General features: G+C 64.6%; 12 protein-coding genes. 2 read left to right on the forward strand and 10 right to left on the reverse strand.

From position 1 onward, the window contains the following. Window positions 1-247: 247 nt before the first annotated feature. Together DL240_RS00250 and DL240_RS00255 are read right to left on the reverse strand one after the other, a co-directional pair. On the reverse strand, window positions 248-1,051 hold the full coding sequence (locus DL240_RS00250) for a hypothetical protein (protein WP_111727847.1): 804 nt from the start codon (window positions 1,049-1,051) through the stop codon (window positions 248-250). Window positions 1,052-1,534: 483 nt separating this feature from the next. After that, on the reverse strand, window positions 1,535-3,484 hold the full coding sequence (locus tag DL240_RS00255; RefSeq protein ID WP_111727848.1) for a hypothetical protein: 1,950 nt from the start codon (window positions 3,482-3,484) through the stop codon (window positions 1,535-1,537). Between the two features lie 345 nt (window positions 3,485-3,829). Between DL240_RS00255 and DL240_RS00260 the strand changes: the two genes are divergently transcribed. After that, on the forward strand, window positions 3,830-4,009 hold the full coding sequence (locus DL240_RS00260) for a hypothetical protein (RefSeq protein ID WP_158542250.1): 180 nt from the start codon (window positions 3,830-3,832) through the stop codon (window positions 4,007-4,009). Between the two features lie 54 nt (window positions 4,010-4,063). Here the strand turns inward: DL240_RS00260 and DL240_RS00265 are convergent, their stop codons facing one another. From DL240_RS00265 to DL240_RS00280, 4 genes are all read right to left on the reverse strand, one after another. Next, window positions 4,064-5,350 carry a hypothetical protein gene (locus DL240_RS00265; RefSeq protein WP_111727850.1) on the reverse strand — a complete coding sequence of 429 codons (1,287 nt, stop codon included), beginning with the start codon at window positions 5,348-5,350 and terminating at the stop codon, window positions 4,064-4,066. Window positions 5,351-5,455: 105 nt separating this feature from the next. Beyond that, window positions 5,456-6,589, reverse strand: a complete 1,134-nt coding sequence (locus tag DL240_RS00270) for an MBL fold metallo-hydrolase (protein WP_111727851.1) — start codon at window positions 6,587-6,589, stop codon at window positions 5,456-5,458. A 139-nt stretch (window positions 6,590-6,728) separates the two neighbouring features. Then, window positions 6,729-8,900 carry an alpha-ketoacid dehydrogenase subunit alpha/beta gene (locus tag DL240_RS00275; protein WP_430673499.1) on the reverse strand — a complete coding sequence of 724 codons (2,172 nt, stop codon included), beginning with the start codon at window positions 8,898-8,900 and terminating at the stop codon, window positions 6,729-6,731. Between the two features lie 300 nt (window positions 8,901-9,200). Beyond that, window positions 9,201-9,503 (reverse strand): GNAT family N-acetyltransferase, encoded by a 303-nt coding sequence (locus DL240_RS00280; RefSeq protein WP_158542251.1) that lies wholly within the window; start codon window positions 9,501-9,503, stop codon window positions 9,201-9,203. A 687-nt stretch (window positions 9,504-10,190) separates the two neighbouring features. On the opposite strand from DL240_RS00280, the gene DL240_RS00285 reads away from it, so the two are divergent. Next, window positions 10,191-12,662 carry a hypothetical protein gene (locus DL240_RS00285; protein ID WP_158542252.1) on the forward strand — a complete coding sequence of 824 codons (2,472 nt, stop codon included), beginning with the start codon at window positions 10,191-10,193 and terminating at the stop codon, window positions 12,660-12,662. A gap of 328 nt (window positions 12,663-12,990) precedes the next feature. Here the strand turns inward: DL240_RS00285 and DL240_RS00290 are convergent, their stop codons facing one another. The 4 genes from DL240_RS00290 to DL240_RS00305 all read right to left on the reverse strand — a co-directional run bounded on the left by DL240_RS00290 (window position 12,991) and on the right by DL240_RS00305 (window position 18,987). After that, complete coding sequence (locus DL240_RS00290) at window positions 12,991-13,776, reverse strand: hypothetical protein (RefSeq protein WP_111727855.1); 786 nt, start codon at window positions 13,774-13,776, stop codon at window positions 12,991-12,993. A 748-nt stretch (window positions 13,777-14,524) separates the two neighbouring features. Further along, on the reverse strand, window positions 14,525-17,113 hold the full coding sequence (leuS, locus tag DL240_RS00295) for a leucine--tRNA ligase (protein WP_111727856.1): 2,589 nt from the start codon (window positions 17,111-17,113) through the stop codon (window positions 14,525-14,527). Between the two features lie 82 nt (window positions 17,114-17,195). After that, on the reverse strand, window positions 17,196-17,954 hold the full coding sequence (locus DL240_RS00300; protein ID WP_111727857.1) for a glutathione S-transferase N-terminal domain-containing protein: 759 nt from the start codon (window positions 17,952-17,954) through the stop codon (window positions 17,196-17,198). A 22-nt stretch (window positions 17,955-17,976) separates the two neighbouring features. After that, window positions 17,977-18,987 carry a M23 family metallopeptidase gene (locus tag DL240_RS00305; protein ID WP_146618013.1) on the reverse strand — a complete coding sequence of 337 codons (1,011 nt, stop codon included), beginning with the start codon at window positions 18,985-18,987 and terminating at the stop codon, window positions 17,977-17,979. Between the last annotated feature and the right edge of the window lie 204 nt (window positions 18,988-19,191).

The following is a 19,191-nucleotide window of genomic DNA, read 5'->3' on the forward strand; positions in this document are numbered from 1 at the left end:
GCCGACTGGGTTTTTCACAGGCTCGGCCGGTCTGCGCCGATGCAGTTCAAGGCTCACGAGGAGCCTGGAGCGACAAAACAAAAAAAACGCACGGGGATGAGCTGAGAGAGACGGGGGGAGGTGACCATGGAGGGGTGCGGCTGGCGAGTGCGCGGGGGCGCAGCAAAAAGCCCCACGAATAGCTTTGCTATTCGTGGGGCTGCGACCTCTGCTCTGTTGCCTGTGTGCCGTCACGGGAGGCAGGGGGTCAATGCAGCTGTTCGTGCGGGGGGGAAAGCACCGCGGGTTCCCCGGCGTCGGGGCTCGACGCGATATCGTCCCCGGTATGCGGGTCGACGTCGGTTACGCTGCGGTGGCGCCGGTAGCTCTCCGCGGCGAAGCGATCCTGGCGATGGTACTCGCTGAGCAAGAGCTGCCGGGTATCGGCATCATCGGCGTAGGTCCCCAGCACCAGGAAGATCACGGAGGCGAAGGCTTCACGGCCCATGGCTTGAGCGGCCTGAACTTCCTCGTGAGAGAGCTTCCTGGGAGCCTCATGAGCGAGTTCCCGGGCGAACCTGGGGACGACCTCTCGCAACTGCTTGAGATGCCTTTCCAGGCCGAGCTCCGAGATGTGAGGGGCGAGGTCGGAGTCAAAACGATCCAGGAGCGCCTCTGCATCTGCGAGCTGGGTCTCGAAGTTCTGCCGGGTGAGCGCGGCGCGGCCGTCGGGAGCGACCTCGACGACGAACTCGGTCGCGAGCTCCGCGACGGCATCGCTGCTGAAGCTATGTCCTTCCGCGACACTGCACATGGCGCTGAGGATGGTACCGATCTCAGCGTCGAGTTGAACGGAGTTGCCCCGGGCTTTGCTGCGTTGGCTACGTTGAGATCGGTAGATCATCTCAATGCGACGGGTCTTGCGGTTGAGACGCTGAGCCTCCAGACAGCGGCTGACGAGCGCCTGGTCATTGAGGTTTTGGGCGGCCTTTGCGATCGCTTCGAGTGCGAAGAGGCGACGCCCGGTGGGGAGCAACCTACCTTTGAGGTAGGAGCGAAGAAGATCATGCATCACTGACTCCTCTCGTTGGATGTGCGAGATGAATGGACGGTACGTCACAAGAGCCCACCGCGACGGCACGAGGTGGCGACTGCTAGTAGTCCCCCAGCGATACGACGTGTGGAGAGATTCATACGCTTTGAGCTATCGTTGATATCACGTCTGCTCGATCGAGAGCGCTACCAAGCGGGGATGCGAAGTCTCGACGATACAAAAGCATCGCCTGAAGTTTCGCGCCTTGCCCGGCGTCACTCTCGATGTCGCATCCAGCGACATCACCATCTGCTCACAGCGTAATAAGGGGAGCCTAACACCACAGACATGCACAGGAAAGAGGAGTGGTGTGGAAAGCTCCCCCCGGTGGCGGTTCGAGCCAGCGCGGAGTGCTTGTGCGGACACTTGATGCATCAAACCAAGAGGCCCCCTGCTCTCACCGAGCAGGGGGCCTCATCTTTCCAGGGTACAACGTACTCCGCTGACCTTGAGTGATAAGGCTCAGGGGGTCATCACGCGCCAGTCTTCGGCAAGCGTGGAGACCCGCTCCCGAGCGCTCGGGTCGGTACACTGAGCAGCCAGGGCATCCAGGGCGCCGCTGAGTTCCTGAGCCAGGGCGGGAGCTTCGGTGGCGGGGTCACGCAACGCGGAAAACTCACTCAGGCCGAGGATGGACCACTCACGCGCGGTGAAGAGGCAGGGATCGGCGGCGTTCAGCGCGCGAGGGGCACGCGCCCCGTCGACGGGGGGCGGCAGTTTCAGGGAGCCTCCGCCCCATTGCAGTCGGACCAGCCCCTGTCCCGGGGCGAAGCTGGCGTGCGTAAAGACCTCGGTGAGGCCGCTGCTGGCGATGGCCCCAAAAATCATCATCTGCATCGGGTTAAGGCCCCCCTCTCCCTGGATGCTCTGCATGAGGGAGAAGGTGCGTTCGAGGTTAAGGTAGAGGTCAAGGCCCGGCTCAACGCTGATATCCTGTGAGGCGAAGATCGAATCGACGGGAGCCGCGGTGGAGGCCTGGAATTCAATACCCTGCGCCCGTTCCACGACATTCATTTCGAGGGGCTCTCCCAGGGGGCGCAGCGCGACCTTTGCGAAGTCTTCAAACGAGGCTTGAGGCGCATCGGCGGGCAAGTTCAGCGAGAGTGCCGTAACGAGTTCAGAGTCACGGGCGTCGAGGATCTGCATCCAGAAGCCGCGCACCAGGGCGAACTCAGCGGGGGTCGTATGCTGACCGAGGAAACGATCGAAGAGCGCGTAGCCGGTGATTGGCGAGCGGATGACTCCCAGGGGGAAGCCCCAGGCGGAGTCCCGGGTCTGGCCTTCGAGCATGCGGGCGAAGCTGGCGTCATCCATGCCCTGAACATCGTCAGCCCAGCGAGGGGTGGTGTGTTTTGCGATTGCGGCGGAGAGATCGAGACCAAAGCGCAGGTCGAGCACGGGCCGGGCGCCGGTGCGCGCGCGCATCGGCGCCGCTTGAGCGAGGGCATCCACCAGCGACTGTCCGTACTCGGTGAGGCTGGCGACCGCATCCAGTGTCAGCGACGATTGCGAGAACGAGAGGATCAGCGCGAGGTCTTCGGACTCAGCGACCTCGGGGCTGTCGAAGCTAAACTCCTGAGCGATCTGCGAGAGTTCGGACGCGTAGATCGCTTTCATCTGCGCCTGCTCGGTAGCGGTACGAGGGGCAAGCAAAGTAGAGCTGAGTTCGATGAGGGCGAGTTGGTCGAAGAGGCCTTCGATGGGGGCGTAGAGGGCGAAGGGGGCGTTGCGCGAGGCAAATGCCGACCAGGCGGCGCTGGCGGTATCCGGGAGGCCTTCGGTGATCGGCGAACTCTCATCCCAGGCGATGACGTCCGGCTCGATGATGCCAGCAGCGAAGTCGATGACCAGGAAGTCGCCCCGGGAGACAGCGCGGATGTTCGTAAGTTGGGCGTTTTGAATCTGAGTGAGCGCCGCCTCGGCATCGGAGACTGGGAGCAGAGCCCGCAGGTGGAAGGTTTCGGGAAGGCCAAGCTCCGCCGTCGCCAGAAGTTCGGGGCTACCGACGCGGAGGCTGTCGATGGCGGGTTCAAAGCCGGCGCGGGAGGTAGCCAGATAGAGGGTACCCTCGGGGTTGAGACCGGCCAGGGGCTCAGGCCCCTCATCGTGGGTGAGGATGTCCACGACCAGGGGGAGGTCGAGGACCAGGGAGCGGGCCAGGTTCTGGGGCACTGGCGAGGTTTGCCGGAACTCCCGGAAGAGTTCGATGTGATACCCGGCGACCACCATGGTGTCCGAGGGCAGGAGGTAGCCGACCTGTTCGTGCGCCGCCAACTCGGAGAGATTGACCGCGGCCGTGGTCGTTTCGGCGGGAGACTCATCGGGGAGGGTCGACTTGCAGGCCGTCACCGACAAGGTCAGCGCTGCGGTCGCGGTAAGCGTGAAGGTCCATGTCAGGGGCTGACGAAACATACAAACTCCAGTGGAGAGGTCAGTGAGATCATCAGTAGCAGACGATGACGCGGCGAGGATAAGACAGCTGGTGCGCGGTTCAAGCCGGCGAATGCCTCGCGATGTACCACACCTCTGGTGAGAACGCCCAAGGCAGCGAGGGCCCGGGCTCTGTGATCGGCGACTCATCGGCACGCGTCATCGCCACCAGGGCTGGCGAGGCTCCAGCCTTCCGGGTTCGACGGAGCCCCCGGAGCGTGCGCGGTCCAGCGCAGACCGCGTGCATCCGCCTCGTGAGCGAAGGTTTCGGTGGGGTCCGTCCAGCCGTGGAGGCCGAGATCGAAGGTGCACCAGTGGATGGGCATGATGAGCGAGGCATTCATCGGCCCGGCAGCATCGAGTGCGCCCAGGGGAGCTAAGGTGCACCTGGCCCGAGGATGGGTGATAGGCGCCGATTTCAAACGTGGCCAGGTCGACGAGGCCGTAGGTGTGGGCGAAGACCGGGGCCAGAAGAACGTGCGGCCCCTCGAGCTCGATGAGCATTGAGGAGTGGCCGCGCCCGGTCAGGAGTGCGGGCTCGGTGGCCCACCGGCTGAAGGACTAACGCGAGAGCGCCACACCAGCGCTACGCCGGTGGTGAGCATCCACGACAAAGAGATAGAGTTCTTCGTCGCTGGTGGCGAGGTCAGCGAGTCGAAGATCCACCTCGATGCGAGTGTCCGTCCAGGCGTTCACCGGCGAGATGATGACGCGGGTGGCTTCATCGAAGTTGGGGGCATTGGCCACCTCGACGCGGGCTGCGGCACCGGGCCCAACGGCGACGTAGATCTCGTCCATAAGGCGGCGAACATCGCCGGCGGTGCGGTACCAGGCGCCAAACTTGAGGCGATCCCAGACCGGAGGGATCTCGGTGAGATCTTCACGCAACACCCCTTCGTTGTAGGTGCTGCGATAGACGCCCTGCCCTGCGCTGAGGTGTTCGAAGACCCCGGTCGTCGCCCCGTAGGGGTCTTCGGGGTTGATTTTGAGGTAGGTGGAGAGGGTATTCCACTGTTGAAAGGCCCAGTAGCCGCCAATCCACCAGTTTGAGTTGGTGTTATTGCCGTCATGTTTGAAACTTCCCTGGCCCGTATGGGTTGCCAGGACGATGTCGTTTCCGTTGCAGCTGCCCCGAGAGCAAGAATAGTCGTAGTTGTCGCCGCGATCGCCGTACATCACCCAGATGTCTTTGGCGCTGGAGTCGGAAGAGAAGGAGGTGGGGCTGGAATCGTGGCCGGGGAAGTCCCCCAGGTCGCGCATCGACCAGTGCACGAAGAATTCGTTGAAGTGCTTCAGGCCGAAGTCGCCCTGGTCATCGGGAAAACCGAGCACGGCACTGACGCCGCGCCCCTCGGTCTCGATGTGATCGGCGACCAGCAGCGCGTTTATCCCGGAGAGCGCGTCGTCGTCGACGTAGGTTCCCTTAGGATCAAGCCACTGGCCCCGGGTGGCGTCGGTTTGAAGAGACGCTCCGGCCTGCCCTGCTTCGAAGTCCTCAAGAAAGAAAGTGGTGGGCCCCTGTGTACCGAAGCCGCGGCCGCAGATCACGAGGGTTTGGCCCTCTTCGCCCCCTCCGAGCAGGGCGCTAATCCCCTCAGACTCCGCGGCAGGGCAGTCGTCAGGCAGGTCGGGCGCGCTATCAGCGGTGTCGATTTCGGCGTCCGAGGGGGCTTCGGCGTCGGGTGCGGGGGGAGCTGTATCAGTGAAGGACGCGTCGACGGCATCGGCATCGCTGGATGCGCCCGCATCGAAGGGCTCTTGCGTGGGGTTTGACGGCTCGTCACAGGACGAGAAGAGCAGCACGGCCGAAGCGACCAAAAGAGCAGCAAGAGCACGAGAGTGTCGCATACGAAATCCGGTGGTTGCGACGTCGCCCCTGCAGAGAACTCGTCGGCGTTTGAGGTTAGAGCCCCTACCCTATCCTGGCGACACCGCCGCTCAAGTCTCTGGTCGTTAAGGATCGTTGATGCGCCACCATGGCGAGCGAGGCTCTGTGACTCCCGGCTCAACCGAAGCGCCGGGGGCCGGGGTCACCCATTGATGACCGCGCTCTTCGGCCAGCGAAACAAAGGTCTCAATGGGCTCGGTCCAGCTGTGCATCCCCAGATCGAAGCTTCCCCAGTGGATGGGCATGACGATGGCAGCGTCCATGCTCTCAAACGCGTCGAGCGCGCCCTCTGGCCCCAGGTGAATCTGCCCCCAGGCCGGGTGGTACGCGCCGATCTCATACATGGCGATGTCGAAAGGGCCGTAGCGCTTTGCGATGTCCTTAAACCCATCGAAGAAGCCGGTGTCGCCACTGAAGAAGACGCGGTGTTCAGGGCCGACGAAGGTCCAGGATGCCCAGAGAGTTTCAAACCGGTCGAAGAGACCGCGTCCGGTGAAGTGGCGCGAGGGGGTCGCGGCGATGGTCAGGCCCTTGATGTCATGTTCATCCCACCAATTCAGTTCCACGATGCGTTCGTCGGGCACGCCCCAGCGCTCAAGATGTGCGCCTACTCCCAGCGGGACGAGAAAGAGCGCGTCGCTCAGGTGCAAAAGGTCTTTAACCGCCTGCATATCGAGGTGATCGTAGTGATCATGGGAGATGATCACCGCATCGAGCGTGGGAAGTTCGTCCGGCTGGATGACCAGGGGATGAAAGCGTTTGGGCCCCAGGATGGTGGAAGGGGAAGCGCGCTCGGAGAAGACGGGATCCAGGAGAAGGCGCACCCCGTCGATCTCCAGCAGGGTCGAGGAGTGGCCAAGCCAGGTCAGGCGCAGGCCGCTTACAGGAGGGGACGCGAGGTCGGGTGAGTTCGTGGGGAGTTCGCGCGACGGGACGGAGTCGGCTGGTTTGGAGAACCAGCCGCGGGTCGTCTCCCAGGTGCCGCCGGGCTCCATCACCGAGGTCTCAACGGGGTTGAGAAAGATGTTCTCCTCCGCGCTCCAGTTGGGCGACGCCATCGCACGTTCGAGGCGCTCTCCCTCAAGCGAGCCTCCCAGGCTGGCGAGCCAGGCGGTGGAGTGAAGGAGCACCAGAAGCAATGCGACGAGGGTTGCGGCGGCGATCAGCAGCGCGACACGCAGGTAAGGAGAGGCGTTCATCAAGGGGTCCACCGGAATTCAGTGAGTGAAAAGGTTCGCGCCTGAACAGATGCCTGGAAGAACTCGGCGGATACAAAATAAGCCGGGAGCAAAAGCTCCCGGCTCACATCAACGATATGGCTGCGCGCCCTGCTCTATCTCAGTACTTCGCCAGCGACTCGATGGCGTCGGCCAGGTCCTCGATCTGAGGCAGAATGCGATCTTCGAGATCGGGGTGGTAGGCCACGAAGCTGTCGAGGGCCGCCACGCGTCGCACCGGACCGTCGAGGTACTCGAAGAGTTCGTCGGCGATGCGGGTGGCGATTTCGGTCCCGTAGCCCCAGCTCATGTTGTCTTCGTAGGCGACGATGACCTTGTTGGTCTTTTTGACCGAGTCGCTGATGGCGTCCCAGTCGTAGGGGCTCAACGTACGAAGGTCGAGGATCTCGACGCTGAGGTCAGGGTGGAGTTTGGCGGCGCGGCGGCTGCGTTCGACGAGCGCGCCGTAGGTGACGATCGTCAGGTCGGTGCCCTCCTGAACGATGTTGGCCTTGCCAAAGGGGATCATGTAGTCGGGGCCCGGGTTACGGCCCTTATTATAGGTCTGGCGGTAGAGGTGCTTGTGCTCCAGAAACATCACGGGATCGTCGGAGCGGATGGCCGTGCGCAGCAGGCCGTTGGCGTCTTCAGCGTTGGAGGGCATCACAACGCGCAGGCCGGGCACGTGGGTGAAGAGCGTCACGCCGGACTGGCTGTGGTAGGGAGCGCCGCCCTTGAGGTACCCGCCAATCGGGACGCGGACCACGACGGGAGCCTTGAAGTTGTTGTTGGAGCGCCAGCGGATGTTGGAGAGCTCGTTTTTGAGCTGCATGTAGGCCGGCCAGATGTAGTCGTAGAACTGAATCTCGACCACGGGCTTTAAGCCCCGGGTGGCCATCCCGATGGCCCGGCCGATGATGTTGGCTTCGGCCAGGGGGCTGTTGAAGACGCGCGCACCGCCGAACTCTTCCTGGAGGCGGTGGGTGACCTTGAAGACGCCCCCTTTACCTTTGACCTTGCCCAAAAGTTCTTCGCGAGTGACGTCGGCGACGTCTTCGCCAAAGACGACGATGGAGGGGTCTCTGCGCATTTCGGTACGCAGGGCATCGTTGATGAGGTCGACCATCGTGGTTTCTTGAGCGTCCTCGGCGTAGACCGGAGCCGTCTCGAAATCGGCAGAGGTGGGGTCGACGTCGGGGGAGTACACGTAGTCGAGGGCGGTATCGGGGTGCGGCGTGGGGAGCGCGAGGGCGTCATCGACGGCCTGTCGGATCGTGGCTTCGACTTCGGCGCGGACCTGGGCCACTTCGTCTTCGGTGGCGATCCCTTCGCTGATGAGCCAGGCCGGATAGCTGGTGACCGGGTCGCGTTTGGCTTCGACTTCGCGCTCTTCATCGGTCTTGTAGAGCTTTTCGTCGTCGGACATCGAGTGGCTGTAGGGGCGCACGACGTGGGCGTGGATAAGCGCCGGGCCCTTTCCACTGCGGATGTAGTCGGCAGCTTCCTGGAGTTTGGCGTAGCTCTCCACCGGGTCACAGCCGTCGAACTCGGTGATGAAGAGGTTCTCAAACCCGGCGCAGGCTTTGGAGATGGAGCCGCCGGCGGTCTGCACGCTCACGGGCACGCTGATGGCGTAGCCGTTGTCTTCGACCATGAACATCACCGGCAACTTCATGTTACTGGCGGTGTTGATGGCCTCCCAGAACTCCCCTTCACTGGTGGCGCCATCGCCGATGGAGACGTAGACGATCTCATCGCCGGTGTACTGGTCGGTGCGCTCTTTGAGGCCTTCGACCGCTTCCATGATGCGGGCGACCTGAGCAGCACCGGCGGCCTGGAGCATCTGAGTGCCGGTGCAGGAGGACTGGCTGACGATGTTGAGGTCTTTGTGGCCCCAGTGGGCGGGCATCTGGCGCCCGCCGGAGTTGGGGTCCTCGGAGGAGCCCACGGCTTCGGCCAGGACCTCCACCGGAGTCATGCCCAGGCCCACGCAGAGGGCCCGGTCACGGTAATAAGGGTAGAACCAATCGTAGGTGGGCTTGAGCACCCTGGCCGCCGCCACGAGGACGGCTTCGTGGCCCGCGCCCGAGATCTGGAAGTAAATCTTCTGCTGACGCTTCAGATTGATCTCGGCGTCGTCGAGTTTTCGCGAGGTGTAGATGACGCGAAACATATCCACGAGCTCTTCTTTGCTGAGCCCGTGGTACGGAGCGTTCTTACGCGGGGAGCCGGCCCCCTGGGTCGCGGTCTGTTTGGACGGGCTCAGGTTACCTTGCTGTGTAGGTTCCACCACTTCACCTCCAGTGCGGGCGTACGACGTTTGTCGAATCGGAAAGGGGCTGAGCGCATGCCGGTGAGGGCATCCGTCCGCGCGCAAGCGACGCGCGGTTCGGTCGGCTATCATTGGGGGCAGAACTAACACACGCTCGAGCGCGCGGACAAGGGAGTGCGGGAGGCAACGAGGCGCCTAAAACGTGACGCATCGCGTCAGCTCTGAGGAGCCTCCACGCCCCGAAACCCAACCCTGTGCGGAGCCCGACCAAAGCTCAGGGTTCACTCGCCCTCCCCCTCATCCAACGTGGTGAAGCCCCCCTCACCCCGGGGACTCACCGAAGTTTTGGGGGAGAAGATCGTCGTAGCGTGGATCGCCCTGCATCATGGCGCGAGCCACGCCACAGAGGGGCGTGATGCCCTTGCCCGAAGAGCGCACAAACTCCGCGAACGCGTTGAGCATCTGGCGAGCGTAGCCCTGCCCGCGGAACATCGGGTTGGTCCAGAGGTAGTCGAGGAAGACGCCGTGCTCGTCTTCGCGAAAGTCGATGCGGGCGACGACCGTTCCGGAGCCGGGAACAGCCAGGGTAGCCGCGCTCTTCGCGGCGGAAAATTCAAGGTTCATCAGAACTCCTCGGGGGTGAAGGGGCGTCATGACGACGACGCATGGCGTTGGGGGCCTGCCTCTCTATAAAAGGAGCGGGAGCCATGGGGCATTTCGGAGCTTCGCAGGCTTTCGGGCCAGGGCCCGCCCCCGGTGCCGAGCCCACCGTCCATCCGGACACGATGGCGTCCACCGAGCTCCGGCGGTGGCCCTCCGCGGGAGCGTGCTGGTGGAGGTCTGGCGAGTCGTCATCCCGACGCGTCCCCGGGTCGCCCTCCCCTGCCCCCGGCCGCGGACCTCGTCGACGAGCTTCGCCGGGGTGAATGCACCTCGACACCCCGGGGTGACATCGAAGCGAGGCGCGGGCCCGCACGCCCCTAAGACACAAAGCACGACACCATTTGACACCCCACAGACGGGTGAACTATCAGCCTGTCATTCATCCTTTGACAACGCCGTAGACGCGGGGGCTTCGTTACGGCCCTCCGGTGTGCGAGCGACGCCGTCGGGGATGGTCCAACGTGCCTGGTTTTACGCGCGGCCGGTTGGGAGCAGAGAGCGTCGAGCCTGTATCGCCCCCGCCACGACCTCCCCTGAGGCATGGCAGGTGAATTTGATTTTTATCGTGCGCCGAAGCGTAAGAGGCGCACTATTATCGAGGTTAACGTGAGAATATTCAGGTCATTGAGTGGTCCCTGTGTTCTGGTCGTGGGCAGCCTTCTCTGGGGGTGTGGTGATCCGCCACCGCAGGAACCACCGCTGGTGGTCGTCGACGATGATGGGCCCGGCTGGCGAGTGGAGGAGATCCGTGTGGAGCCCGCCACGCTGCACCTGGTTCAGGGCGAAAGGCGCCCGTTGGAGGTGCGTTTCTTCGACAGGCATGGCGCCCCCGTCAATGCGCCCGAGCTTTTGGCCGATGTGGTGTGGACGTCGCACGACCCGAGCGTGGTCGCCATCGAAGCCGGAGGAGAGCTGCGCGGCGCTGGCGAGGGGAGTGCTCAGGTGGAGGTGCGCTTCGAAGACCTGGAGCAGGTGGTCGACGTGGAGGTGCGCTACGAGCGCTGGCGCAAGGTCAGCCTTTCGTACGGCAGGACCTGCGCCCTGAACTGGGAGGGAGAGGTGTATTGCTGGGGCGCCAACACTGAAGGCCTCATCCGTTCGGAAAGCCCCACCGGCATGGTGTTCGAAGAGCCTACACGACGAACGGGGCTCTCCGACATTGTCGATATCGCCCTGACCTACAGCCACGCCTGCGCCGCCGATCGTCGCGGGAGGGTCTACTGCTGGGGAGATAACCGCGGGAACCAAGCCGGCATGGAGGGCGCCGATCTTGTGCCCAATCCGCTGCGGGTGGGAGAGTTGGAGGGGATCGCGAAGGTGGCCGTGGGACGTCAGCATAGCTGCGCTCTGAGCCATGAAGGCGAGATGCACTGCTGGGGAAACAACGTCGAAGGGGCGATCGGCGAGGGAGCCGGCGTGAGCATCGCGTGGCCCTTCAAGATCGCGATCGACGAAGCTATCGACGCGATGGCTCTCAACAGCAGCAACACGTGCGCGTTGACCGAGAGCGGGAAGGTGTACTGCTGGGGGAACAACCGGAATGGCGTGGTCAACCCCAGGCGAGAAGAGTCCAACATTCCGCGCCCGGAGCGCATTGTATTGCCGGGACGCGCGCAGAGTGTGGCCGTCTCGGTGCTCGCGGCATGCGCCGTATTGAACAACGGAGAACCGTACTGCTGGGGCCAAAATGCGACCGGCAACATCGGGTTTCTCCCCAACATTGAACTCTACGATCCCACCCGCGTGCCCGAAGTGCCCGCGCTGAGCCACGTGGAGATGAGCCCCTACGGGGTGTGCGGCCTCTCGACCACTGAGGAGTTGTGGTGCTGGGGCGTGAATGTCCACGGGCAGCTGGGACACGGGGTCAAAAGCAGACATGCCGAGCCGGCGAAGGTCATCGGGGAACACCGATGGCAGGCGGTGGAGCTGAGTGATGATACTACCTGTGGGCTCGACACCGATGGCGAGATCTGGTGTTGGGGCCGCAACGATACCGCGCAAGTCGGCGACGGCCGTCAGGTCACGGGCCATCCCCTGCGCCCGGTACGCGGGGAGGCCCGGTTCTCGAAACTGGTCACCAGCTACTTCAGCAACTGTGGACAACTACTGGATGACCATCGCTGGAAGTGCTGGGGAAGAAATGAAGAGAAGCAGATGCAGTCGACGGAATCCGGAAGTATCAGCGTCCCCAGCGACCTCCAGCCGTGGCAGCCTACGGAGCTTGCTCTGGGCGGCATGACGGGCTGCGGCCTTGTGTTCAGCGGTGAGAACCGTAGCGAGGCCATGTGCTGGGGGGCCAACTCATCCCAGGGGCTGGGACTGAACCACCCCTCTCTCGGACTCCTGGATCCGATGGTCATGGACCAGGGATATCGGAGCTTTCAGGAGATCTCTCTCAACCTCAATCACGGCTGTGGGGTGGCCGGGTCCGGAGAGATCTGGTGCTGGGGAAACAACTACTACGGAGAAGTGGGCATGAACCCGAATCTCTATGCCGGCCGTCCTCGCCGCGTCGAAGAACGCTCCGACTATGTCTCGGTGTCGGCGGGCTTCTACCACAGCTGTGGCCTCACCGCGGGCGGAGAGATTCGCTGCTGGGGCAACAACGCCTATGGCCAGCTGGGGCGCGCGGCCACTCAGGAGTGGGGTGAAGCGCAGACCATCGCCTCGGAAGCGACCTACGTGGAGGTGGAGGCCGGCAACGTCACGACCTGCGCGCGAACGAGCGAGGGAGAAGTGCATTGTTGGGGTTCCCGGGGGTTCTTCGGGGGGCCTTTTACGAGTTCCACAGCCACCGAGCCCATGATTCTGAGCGGAGCGTGGGAGGACATGGAGCTCTACGCCGATACGGTCTGCGCTCTCCGTGAGGGTCAGGTGAGCTGCGCGGGCGATAACCGGAGCGCCTTGATTACCGAGGGAGGCCAGCCCTACATCAGTGACTTTTATCAGCTCTCGCTGGATGTCGAGGTGACCCAGGTAAGCCTGGGGCAATGGCACCTCTGCGTGCTCGACCCCGAGGGGCGCGCGCATTGCAAAGGCTTCAACCTCTTTGGCGAGCTCGGCGACGGGGCCATGGTCGAGCATCTTGAGCCCTACCCTTTGCAGAGCGTGCCGCGCTAACCGGCATTGTAAGACGGCCGGCGTCCCCCACCATGACGCCGACCTGCGTGCCCCCCAGCCCCTGTGGGGGGCACCCCGCTCCCAGTCACAGGCCCCGACGCCGCCGCGCGCGCTCACGGGTCTCGCGCCTCCCCACCAAGGGTTCGCCACCTCACGTCAGACCACCGAGAAGGCTCTTATGTAGCGAGGTCTGGCGAGGTCTTCCGTCCCAGCCCCCGCCGCGCCCACGCGGCAGACTGACACGCCCGCGAGAACGACCAAACGCCAGCGGGCCGCCGGAATGAACTCCGGCGGCCCGCTGGTGTTTTGGGTTTGGTGCTACCGAGCGTTACTCCACGCCCTCCGGCTGCGGCGCCGGCGGCTCCGCGGCCCCCGGAGACGCCGGGGCGTCGGGCTCACCGCCCGCCCCTGGCGAGACGACGCCCAGCGCGCTGTGGGCCGTGGGACGCACGCGGCGGGCGAGCTCGTCGTGGCCCGCCAGGCGGTAGAGTTGTTCCATGATGGCGGCGACCGCCTGGTAGATGCGCGACCAGTCCTCGATCAACGCGTCGCGCTCGGTGAGCAGGCGCTCAGCTTTGCGCTCCTCCTCGTTGAGCGTCACCAACTCCTTGCGCAGCACGTCGATCGGGGATTGCAGGGTAGCGGCGAGCTCGCGGGTCGCGATGCTCAGGCCCATCGCCTCAAAGGTCAGGTCGGCTTCGTGGAGCATCTTTGCCACGTTCTGCCCGAAGGACTCCAGCGCTTTGGGGTGACGGGGCAGCTCGCCGTCGAGACCAAAGCGACGTACCTGCGCCGAGTCGCCAGCCTCCAAGAGCGAGCGCGTGCGCGAGAGCATCGCCAACACCCGGCCGGCGGCCTCGTCGCGGGCCGTGCGGTGCTCGACATCGTCGGCACGCTCCCCGGCCAGCTCGGCCTCTTTCTGCCAGAGGCGCTCGGTGAGTTCGCTCAGCGAGTCCCCCTGACCATCCATGAAGCGCCTCCACTCCGGGGCCTCAAAGCCCATCTGACCGCCGAGCCTGGTGGCGACCTCCTCCCCGTGAATGCGAATGGAGGAGACCACCCACCGGCCCCAGTTCACACGATTCTCCACCGTCTTTCCCACTTTGTTGCTCATCACAGACTCCTGTTTCCAAAAGCAGATGATGCGCCTCTGCTCCGCGCGCGACCACGCGCACAGAACACCTGCGAGCCGCAAAAGGGCCCCCGTACGGCTGACGTCCTCGGGTATGGGGATGAGCCTAGCAAAGAGCCTCCAAAGCTCAAGGGCGCGTGTGAAGTTTCGCCGGCGGCTCGTCACGGCGTTCAAGGCGCGAGCAGGCGTCGCTCGCGCGCTTTCGCAACGGAAGTCGCGTGCGCGCCCGCCGATCACGCGTTTTCGGAACTGAAAACCCGTGCTCGGCCGCCCGGCGCGCGTTCTCGAAAGCGAACCCATTCCCACCACGCTCGCCAGGGCCACGCCCCGACTGAAAACGCGGCGACGAGCGTCGATCACACGCGGAGACGCCACACCACGTCAGGATCGAGGGGGGATCTCGGGTTTTAGGGCTAAAGAACGTCGGGTGGCCGGATGCGCTCCCCCTCTCACGCGCGAAACCACGCCAACGAGCGCCACTCGCGCGTTTTGGGCTCGGCCGCCCTCCTGTCGACACTCGCCGGGGCGTTTTAAGGCGCGGCGGCCCCTGCGCCACGCTCGATCTGGTGGGAGCGCCCCTTGCCGCGCGCCGAAGGCGAGCCTGGCCTGGCGCGCATAAAAAAAGCCGGAGACCTTAAGGCCTCCGGCTCTTTTTGGGCGCTCTACCCTGCCGGGCTCACCGCCGGGCCTCGCCATCGCGGCGGCCCGGCAGCGTCGCCACCGCGCAGGCTCAGTTCGCCACGAAGTTCAGGATGCGACCGGGCACGAAGATGACGCGGCGAATGGTCTTGCCGGCCAGATGCTCCTCGACCTTCTCATTCTGCCTGGCGAGCGCCACCACCGCCTCCTCGTCGGCATCTTTGGGGACGGTGATCTCGCCGCGGAGCTTGCCCATCACCTGGACGGCGAGCTCGTAGGAGTCGTCTTCCAGCCACTTCTCCTCGTAGGTGGGCCAGAGGTGGTTGATGACCGAGGACTCGTGCCCTAAGCGCTCCCAGAGCTCTTCGGCGGTGTGGGGCGCGTAGGGAGCGAGCATCTGAACCAGGGGCGCGATCAGGGCGCGGGGTACAGTGTCGAGTTTGTAGAGGAAATTCACGTACTCCATCATCGCGGCGATGGCGGTGTTGTAGTGAAGCGCCTCGGTGTCCTCGGTGACCTTCTTGATGGTGCGGTGCAGGTGCCGGAGCATGTCGTCGGTCGGCTCGGCGTCGACGATGGTGTCGCTCAGGCCCTCCTCGGCCGCGGTCAGGCGCCAGACGCGGGAGAGGAAGCGGTGCACACCGCTGACCCCGCGGGGGTTCCAGGGCTTGGTCTGCTCGAGCGGGCCCATGAACATCTCGTAGAGACGCAGGCTGTCGGCGCCGTACTCGGCGATCACGTCGTCGGGGTTGACGACGTTTCCGCGCGACTTCGACATCTTCTCGACGATTTCTTCGAGTTCAACGCCGTGCTCGGGGTGGAAGGGGACCTCGTTCTTCCACTCGACCTGGTCGGCGGGGATGGTCGCTGGCGAGAGATCGGTGCGCGCGCCCACCTCTTTGTAGGAGAGGGCCTCGCCCTCGGGGGAGGTGAAGTACTGGTAGGTGACACCCAGGATCATGCCCTGGTTCACAACGCGCTGGAAAGGCTCCGGGGTGGAGACGACGCCGATGTCGTAGAGCACCTTGTGCCAGAAGCGGGCGTAAAGCAGGTGGAGCACGGCGTGCTCGGCGCCGCCGACGTAGAGGTCGACCGGCATCCAGCGCTTTTCTTTCTCGGGGTCGACGGGGGCTTCGTCGTTATGGGGGTCGATGTAGCGCAGGTAATACCAGCAGGAGCCGGCCCACTGCGGCATGGTGTTGGTTTCGCGACGCGCCGGGGTGCCGTCACGGGGATCGACGGTGTTGACCCACGCGTCGATGGTGGCCAGGGGGGATTCCCCGGTGCCGCTGGGCTGGTAGCGCTCCACATCGGGGAGCGTCAGCGGAAGCTGCTCTTCGGGAAGGGGCACGACCTGGCCGTCTTCGCGATGGAGGATGGGGAAAGGCTCGCCCCAGTAGCGCTGGCGGCTAAAGAGCCAGTCGCGCAGCTTGTAGTTGATGGTGCCCTGCCCCAGCCCGCGCTCTTCGAGCCAGGCGATGATGGTCTTCTTGGCGTCAGCCACCGCCTTGCCGTTGAGGAAGTCGGAGTTCACCAGCTCGCCGTCGCCGGTATGCGCGGCCTGGGTGACGTCACCGCCGGCGATGACCTCGACGATGGCGATGTCGTGGGCTTTCGCAAACTCCCAGTCGCGCTCATCGTGGCCGGGTACGGCCATGATGGCGCCGGTGCCGTAGCCCCAGAGCACGTAGTCGGCGATCCAGATGGGGATGCGCGCGCCGTTGACCGGGTTGATGGCGTAGGCGCCGGTGAAGACCCCGGTTTTCTCTTTTTGGAGTTCGGTACGCTGGAGTTCGCTCTTGGTGGCGGCCTCGTCGCGGTAGGCGATCACAGCGTCGCGCTGGGCGTCGCTGGCCAGGTCGTCGACCAGGGGGTGTTCGGGGGCGAGCACCATGTAGGTGGCGCCAAAGAGGGTGTCGGGGCGCGTGGTGAAGACGCGGATGTTGGCATCGAGCCCGTTGGCGGAGGCGGCGTCGACCTTGAAGTCGACCTCGGCGCCCTGGGAGCGCCCGATCCAGTTGCGCTGCATGTCTTTGAGGTGGTCGGGCCAGTCGATCAGCTCGAGGTCGTCGAGGAGGCGCTCGGCGTAGGCGGTGATCTTGAGCATCCACTGGCGCATGGGCTTGCGGATGACCGGGTGGCTGCCGCGCTCGCTGCGCCCGTCGATGACCTCTTCATTGGCGAGCACGGTGCCGAGCGCCGGGCACCAGTTCACGGGGACCTCGGCGATGTACGCCAGGCCCTGCTCGTAGAGTTTGAGGAAGATCCACTGGGTCCAGCGGTAGTAATCGGGGTCGGTGGTGTTGATCTCCCGATCCCAGTCGTAGGCAAAGCCCAGCGCCTGGAGCTGGCCCTTAAAGGTCGCGATGTTTTCGACGGTGGTGTCGCGGGGATGGGTGCCGGTGTTGATGGCGTGCTGCTCGGCCGGCAGACCGAAGGCATCCCAGCCCATGGGGTGGAGCACGTCGAAGCCGCGGGCCCGCTTAAAGCGCGCCATGATGTCGGTGGCGGTGTAGCCCTCGACGTGTCCCACGTGCAGCCCGGAGCCCGAGGGATAGGGAAACATATCGAGCACAAAGAAGGAGGGTTTGCTGAGGTCCTCTTCGACCTTAAAGGTCTTGTTCTTTTGCCAGTAGGCCTGCCACTTGGGCTCGATCTGATCGGGACGGAAATCGGACATGCTCGGGCTCGTTGGAAAATGAAGTAAAGTGGGCTCAACACAGCCATCAGAAGACGTGCGGTGCAGGTTTAGCCCAGGGATCTCAGCGGGGCAAGACGCCGGCTGCCGGGCTGGCGGTGAGCGCGCCGGTCGGGCCGTAGGTTTGGAGGAGGTAGGCGACGATGTCGTCGGACTCGAACATCGCGACGTCCTGGTTGGGATCGACGAGGTAAGGCACCATCACGCGACCGGCGAGCGCCTCGAAATCGGAGCGACGGGCCGAGCCGATGGCGACGTTCTCCATGCGGTAATCCAGGTTGAGTTCGTGGAGGGTCTCCCGCACTTTTCGGCAGAAGGGAGAGGCCTCAAAACCGTAGAGTACCGGCAGCTCGGGCGGTTGGGTGCGGGCCTCCAGGCCGGGGAGGACGCGGATGCCGCGCGGGCGCACCAGGGTGGCGATAAACCCGGTCAGCGTGCTCGGCAGGCTGGTGAGCCTGTCTACACTCGGCAGACCCTGGCCATAGTGACGGTGCACGTGGTCGAGGATCGCCGAGGATTCAAGCAGAACATCGCCGGTGTTCGGGTCGATGAGCACCGGGAACTGGAGCTTGCCGCTGAGTTCGGTGGCGCGAGCGCGCTTGGTGGTGTCGCCGCGGGCGCAGGTACGAGCGATGTAGGAGATATCGAGCTCGCTGAGCGCCTCGCGCACCTTTCGGCAGTAGGGGCAGCCCTCGAACTCGTAGAGTTCCAGGGCTTGCTCGGGGCGCGGTGGCTGCGCCTGGTTGTGCTCGCGCACCTTTCGGCCGCGGGCGGCCCGAATCAGCGATACGGCGAACAGGTGGAGGGTGTTGAACGTGCCCATAGAGACCTCGTAGGGGAAGGATTCAGGGCCGGTCGACGCGCAAGACGTAGGACCAGGCCCAGCCCGGCGAGCCACAATCCTGGTCGCCGCCGGTGATCATGAAGAAGTATTGGCCGGCAGGATAATCCTGAGTCTCCCAGACGATCGTGGTTTCGAAGCGGCCGCGGGCGTCCACCGGGACGCAGTCCTCCTGCCAGGTGGATGCGCCCTGCGCGCGGCGGTGAATGACCACGTTGGGAGAGGTGCCGCGGTAGGTGCCCTCGATCGTCTGCCCGGCGCGGCCCTCCCCGAGCGGGAGAACCGTGGGGAGTTTCTTGCGCAGGAAGACGCCCTGATGCGCGAAGGCGTCGCGCGGAAGGGTCGAGTAGTCGGTAGGATCGCAGGTCAGCGAGAGGGCGTTTTGCGAGGTGTAGCTCGCCAGGGGCAGCGGGTAGGCGTAGCCGGCATCTCGGGCTTCGGTGAAGCGCACCGGCAGGGTCCTGCCGGTGAGGTCCTGGAGCGCGAAGTGCAGGTGCGGACCGCTGGAGAAGCCGGTGTTGCCACAGAGGCCGAGGAGCTGGCCGGCGCAGACCTGATCTCCGGGTTGGACCAGCGCTCCGAAGTGCTGGAGGTGGTAATAGGCGGAGTAGGTGCCGTCGCCGTGGTCCAGGGTTACGTAGTTGGCGTCTTCCACGCACTCCGAGGCGGAGCACCCTTTGTTGGAATCGCCCCGCGCCGCCCAGACCACGCCATCGCGGGAGGCCACCACGGGGGTGCCCTCAGCGCAGGCAAAGTCGACCGCAAAGGCCATGCCCTCTTTGTGGCTGGTATACCCGTGAAAGCCCTGGGAGACCTCCACGGTGTTCCCCTCCCGAAATGGGATCCGGTGCTCCGGGGTGAGCTGATTGCGGCAGATCCCGCTCTTATCGAGCTGGGCACCGGCCAGGCACACCGGCGAAGGCGTGCGAAAAGATGCACAGCCGGCCAGCACGCCCCCAAGCGTCAGGGTGATGCTCAGCGCCCACGCGCTCTGGAAGATCGTTGTTGCTCTCACTACCAACCACCTGAGGGGCCCGAAGGGCCCCACACTGCCACGTCACAGGCCGCACGGCTCTTGACCGCACTCGCCAGCGAGCGGGGAAGAGGTTCGCGTCAACCGGCGGGGATGATGGTGCTGGCCGAAGCCGGCGTCAACCCGCGCTGCGGGCCGCCGGCGCGGGTTGCGCGGGGGAGCACCGGTTGGCAGATGCTCCTTGTC

The sequence above is a fragment of the Lujinxingia litoralis genome (assembly GCF_003260125.1).
GTDB lineage: Bacteria > Myxococcota_A > Bradymonadia > Bradymonadales > Bradymonadaceae > Lujinxingia > Lujinxingia litoralis.